Source organism: Sulfuricurvum sp. (genome assembly GCF_023250475.1).
Taxonomy (GTDB): domain Bacteria; phylum Campylobacterota; class Campylobacteria; order Campylobacterales; family Sulfurimonadaceae; genus Sulfuricurvum.
Genome location: NZ_JAHFAQ010000149.1, coordinates 1 through 4,601, shown reverse-complemented (window position 1 = coordinate 4,601; position 4,601 = coordinate 1). Strand labels below are relative to the sequence as shown.

Below are 4,601 nucleotides of genomic sequence, written 5' to 3'. Positions count from 1 at the left end.
GAGTCCGAATCCGAGCTCCCGTATCCAAACGACGCCTCCTTCATCTCGACGTATATTAGATAATATTAGATCAAACGCAGGTGTTGAGTTTTCACATCCGACCACTTGACCCTCTTCGATAATAAGGGTGATAGGGGTTTCGGGAGTATTGATTTTATACGTTACGTCACCGAAACAATAGATTTTCACCCGTCCGTGAACGGCTCTGAGATCTTGCGCTTCGGTAAATACTTCTCCCAGAGGAAACTGACCGCCCCAATTTGGCAGACCCGTATAATCTCCGATATTGACTTTGGCAGACTCGAAAGGGGAAGCATAGACTAACAGCTCTCCGCCGCTGTCGAGTACCCCCATTGGTGCGTGATCTATTTTAGACTGGAGGGAGCGGCCGACATGGCGGTAATACTCTTTGTCATACGCCAGCGAATCGATAAAGTACGACGCTTCATCCTCTGACATCCGGCTAAGGTGAGGGTGTTCTATGACTTTTAATTTGAGTTTAAAGAGCTCAACGCGCAGACGAAAAGCATCAAGACGAAAACTGGTGGATTGGATTAAGACTACCAAATCAGATGGCTGAAGTGCCTCTAATATCGCCCGAACCTCTTCAGGCTTATGTTCATCAAAATCGATCAACTGTGCATGTGGCAAACACCGCTTATACCCTTGCATTAAAATAGTAGATATCACAGATCGAGTGTCGTATACCACGACCGCATTCTCTTTATCGGTATGATGAAATGCTTCGCTTAGAAGAGCGCTTAGGTGTTGTTGGGCTCTCAAAATTAATTCTTCAGTATGCAATCATTTTTCCTCACGTTCTTGAATAGGTCTTAATCTGATGTGCGAATTATAGCTTACCCGTTTAAGAAAACACTACACTCGCATAGCCTACAACTTTAGAAGGATCACCGCTTGCGTCGGCACTGGTTCGATAATCAAGTATCGTCCCGTGCAACTTTGTTTTTTTAGCCACATTGAGCATAGCCTCCACCCCGATTATTCCGCACGCTTCACACCCTTGATGGAGCGCTAGTGTATTTTGATCCCGGATCGCTTCCAAACAGATGGAATCGAGTTGTTTAGCCTGATCCAGAGAGTAGTAATGGCTTAGATCTGTACTGATGACGATAGCCGTATCTGTTTGGGATAAACAATACTCTATGATGGGCTCAAGCATTTCAGGGTCGGCATAGCCATAGACGAGTTCGATAACTTGTGCCTTGGGGAAATAGTGTTTAATAAAGGGCATTTGGACTTCGGTACTGTGTTCCTGGTGCGCTTGGGGATAATAGGGCAGGGTAAACTCTTGCTGCAACTGTTTGAGCAACTGAGTATCAATCTTTAAATCTCCCAGCGGTGTCTGATACTGTGTCAAATCGCAACTGCTTATTCCCTCGAAACCGATCCGATGCGATGGCCCGATGACGACTATCGTTTTGGGATTGTTCATGGAAAGAATACGAAAAGCGATATTAGCGGTAAAGCCTGAATAGATCCAACCTGCATGCGGGACAATTACCGCCTTTCCGTGTATAGCCGCAAATGGCGCAAATACATCGGTATAAGAATCAAAAACGGCATTGAAATGGTGGATCATATCGTTTATTTCATTCGGTTTTGCAGGATAAAAACTTCCCGCTACACTCATTGTTCTAGTGCTCATGAGAACTCTCCTCATATTTTTGAACTTGATACGTATAGATTTCGGGATGATAGGAGAGGGGATCATCACCGATCCCTGCTTTGAGTCCCAAATGGGCAAAAAAAGAATCAAAATCGGTAAGTTCTTCCCACACTTGCGGTAAAAAAGTAGCTTGATGATTGCCTAAACGTAAAATGACTCCATCGATAGTGGGGCGAATGATTTGTAAAAGGGCATCTTTGTCACGATACGCGACTTCTTTTGGATGCGTCAAAATAGATACTTCTACCGACACTTCAGAAAACTCTTCTTTGCTCAAAGGGGGAAATCGGGGATCGTGAAATGCAGCTGATACGGCATTTGAGATTAAGTCATCGATAAGACTTTGATGCGCAATGATCGAACCGATACAGCCGCGTAATTGTTTGTGTAATGTCAAAGTAACAAAACACGCTTTTTTTTCGGATAACTCAGGGTAAACCGATAAATACGGATCGCTATCTATCTTGACACCGTCAAAATATCCTTGAATCGCTGTTTTCGCGATTTGAATGTAAACAGTCGCGTTCATTTTTCACCTCTTTAAAGAGTTTTTTGAGAAAATCTCATGTTAAGAACTATTTTACACAATTTTTTGATTAAAATTCTTTCAAAATCAGGTAAGATAATACGATATAGATATATAAGATTCATTGATTAAAGAAAAGTAATGGACAGAAGATCGTTTTTATCATTAGCTGTTGTTTGCAGTACGACTCTTGCATTGGGTTCCAATGAAGAGTTTATCCCCTCATCCGTATCCATGAAAAAAATTACACCTACCGTCAGCAATTTGCTGGATAAGTTGAACGCGGTACAAAATCATGTCGGCTATGTTAAATTCAACATCATAAGTTTTGATGAAATGCTCAAAATTGCGGCAGAATGCAACAAACCGCTTACTCCTTATGAGATTGGCTATATTGAAACCATTTTTTATGGAGACCCGCGCCGTTACGGTTTTTTCGGTGAGAGAACGGTACCCCGTTTAACCGCGGTTACCCCCGAAAAAGATCTTATTTATATTAAGAAAACGGGCCATTTTCTTCTAAAAGGTGCCGCTACCGAAAAATATGCAACCATCAAATCTCTTATCGGTAACGATGTTATACTGACATCGGGTGTTCGTGCTCCCGTAAAACAATTGCATCTTTTTTTGAAGAAGATGGCAAGCGAAGGGGGAAATTTGCGTTTGGCATCAACATCGATCGCTCCACCCGGATTTACGTTTCACAGCGTCGGAGATTTCGATATCGGTAAAGTCGGTTATGGGTATGGCAATTTCAGCGAGAAATTTCAAGAGACCGATGTTTTTAAAAAGCTTTATAACGGCGGATATATTACGATACGCTATACGAACGGAAATCCATTCGGCGTACGATATGAGCCGTGGCATATCAAAGTGACGGGCGGAAATGAAACGGCTTAGCATCGTAATATTGCTGTAATATATCTACATAAAAAATTAAAAATTCTTATTCGTTTACCATTTTGATTCATACTGCTTTTACCCGATGATCCTTACCGATCTGAAGGGATTCATTCTCCAAACTCCTTAAGATAAGCTCTTTCTTTACTCGTCACATTGAAAGAGCACATGTACTAAAATCCATTGTAATTCCAGAGTAATTTTATAGTTCCATAATGAGGTAATTCTTAATGGAGATGACAATGGCGAAAGATTTACGTGAGTACCAACCCGTTCAACAAGACATAGTTCATAAGATGAACCAAATTTCGAGCGAACATCTTATAATCGCATTTAAAGCAAAAATGACTCACTATGAAATATCAATGTGCAAAGTGATTAGTGATATTCAAAGTATTCCCATTGATCAAATCTTTAGCAAAATGGCTCTTTTCAAACAATCAAGCGAACATATCTTGTATAAAAAAGATTTTAGTTGGAATAGCAATTCCTATTAGAGTTTGAAAATTTTAATTAGCAATGTGAAGTATTATGAGGATGTTAGTCGGTAAGTTTAGGGATTTATTGGTTGCGGAAGCAGGATTTGAACCTACGACCTTCGGGTTATGAGCCCGACGAGCTACCGGACTGCTCTATTCCGCGGTATGAAAAGTTTAATTTATATCGTCTATCTTTAATAGGGTAGAAGTTTAAGTCTAGATTGGTTGCGGAAGCAGGATTTGAACCTACGACCTTCGGGTTATGAGCCCGACGAGCTACCGGACTGCTCTATTCCGCGGTGTTAAAAGTTGACAGTAGTGGATGGGGAGGAGGGATTCGAACCCCCGAATGACTGGACCAAAACCAGTTGCCTTACCGCTTGGCGACACCCCAATGTTCTCGTTAAGAGGCCGAAATTATAGACACTTTTATCAAATTTGTCAAGGGTTTCGGAAACTACGCAATTAAAAAAGACCATTTTATAGTTTGTGATTGATTTTTAATCCTTTTACCCTATAATTGCCTAACTATATTAATAACAAAAGAGTATTGAATGTCAGCAGTGCAACGGGTATTGGATGCGATTGAAGAGTTTAAAAAAGGACGGATGGTCATCATGGTGGATGATGAAGACCGTGAAAATGAAGGGGACTTGGTTTATGCCTCGGTGTTTTCTACCCCTGAACATGTAAATTTTATGGCAACCCACGCCAAAGGGCTTATTTGTGTTGCTATCAATCCTATGATTGCTAAGCGCCTAAATTTAGAGCCGATGGTGAAATCCAATACATCCATGCATGAAACGGCATTTACCGTTTCAGTTGACGCTACAGCGGCAACTACGGGCATTTCCACGGCAGAGCGGGATATGACGATCAAAATCCTTGCTAATCCTCTCTCTCAGCCTACCGAACTGGTTGCTCCCGGGCATATTTTTCCTCTGATCGCTAAAGAGGGGGGAACGTTGGTGCGTATCGGCCATACGGAAGGCTCCGTCGATTTATGCCG

6 protein-coding genes and 3 tRNA genes are annotated in these 4,601 nt (G+C 41.7%); 3 read left to right on the top strand and 6 right to left on the bottom strand.

What is annotated here, in order from left to right; translation table 11 throughout:
* The 3 genes from Q0C19_RS11045 to amrA form a co-directional block, all read right to left on the bottom strand.
* Nucleotides 1–783, bottom strand: a 783-nt coding sequence (locus tag Q0C19_RS11045) for a hypothetical protein (RefSeq protein ID WP_295055971.1), incomplete at its 3' end; no start/stop codon positions are given.
* 82 nt (nucleotides 784–865) lie between these two features.
* Nucleotides 866–1,666, bottom strand: coding sequence for an AmmeMemoRadiSam system protein B (gene amrB / locus Q0C19_RS11040; protein ID WP_295055969.1), 801 nt, complete (start codon nucleotides 1,664–1,666; stop codon nucleotides 866–868).
* Nucleotides 1,656–2,216, bottom strand: coding sequence for an AmmeMemoRadiSam system protein A (gene amrA, locus Q0C19_RS11035; protein WP_295055967.1), 561 nt, complete (start codon nucleotides 2,214–2,216; stop codon nucleotides 1,656–1,658). Before amrA ends, amrB begins: the two co-directional genes overlap by 11 nt.
* Nucleotides 2,217–2,354: 138 nt before the next feature.
* Between amrA and Q0C19_RS11030 the strand changes: the two genes are divergently transcribed.
* Both Q0C19_RS11030 and Q0C19_RS11025 read left to right on the top strand, forming a co-directional pair.
* Complete coding sequence (locus Q0C19_RS11030; protein WP_295055965.1) at nucleotides 2,355–3,113, top strand: M15 family metallopeptidase; 759 nt, start codon at nucleotides 2,355–2,357, stop codon at nucleotides 3,111–3,113.
* Between the two features lie 242 nt (nucleotides 3,114–3,355).
* Nucleotides 3,356–3,610, top strand: coding sequence for a hypothetical protein (locus tag Q0C19_RS11025; protein WP_295055963.1), 255 nt, complete (start codon nucleotides 3,356–3,358; stop codon nucleotides 3,608–3,610).
* A 68-nt stretch (nucleotides 3,611–3,678) separates the two neighbouring features.
* On the opposite strand, the gene Q0C19_RS11020 is transcribed toward Q0C19_RS11025, so the two are convergent.
* The 3 genes from Q0C19_RS11020 to Q0C19_RS11010 all read right to left on the bottom strand — a co-directional run bounded on the left by Q0C19_RS11020 (nucleotide 3,679) and on the right by Q0C19_RS11010 (nucleotide 3,986).
* Nucleotides 3,679–3,755, bottom strand: a tRNA-Met gene (locus Q0C19_RS11020).
* A gap of 59 nt (nucleotides 3,756–3,814) precedes the next feature.
* Nucleotides 3,815–3,891, bottom strand: a tRNA-Met gene (locus tag Q0C19_RS11015).
* A 20-nt stretch (nucleotides 3,892–3,911) separates the two neighbouring features.
* A tRNA-Gln gene (locus tag Q0C19_RS11010) sits at nucleotides 3,912–3,986 on the bottom strand.
* A gap of 160 nt (nucleotides 3,987–4,146) precedes the next feature.
* Between Q0C19_RS11010 and ribB the strand changes: the two genes are divergently transcribed.
* Nucleotides 4,147–4,601, top strand: a 455-nt coding sequence (gene ribB, locus Q0C19_RS11005) for a 3,4-dihydroxy-2-butanone-4-phosphate synthase (protein WP_295055961.1), incomplete at its 3' end; no start/stop codon positions are given.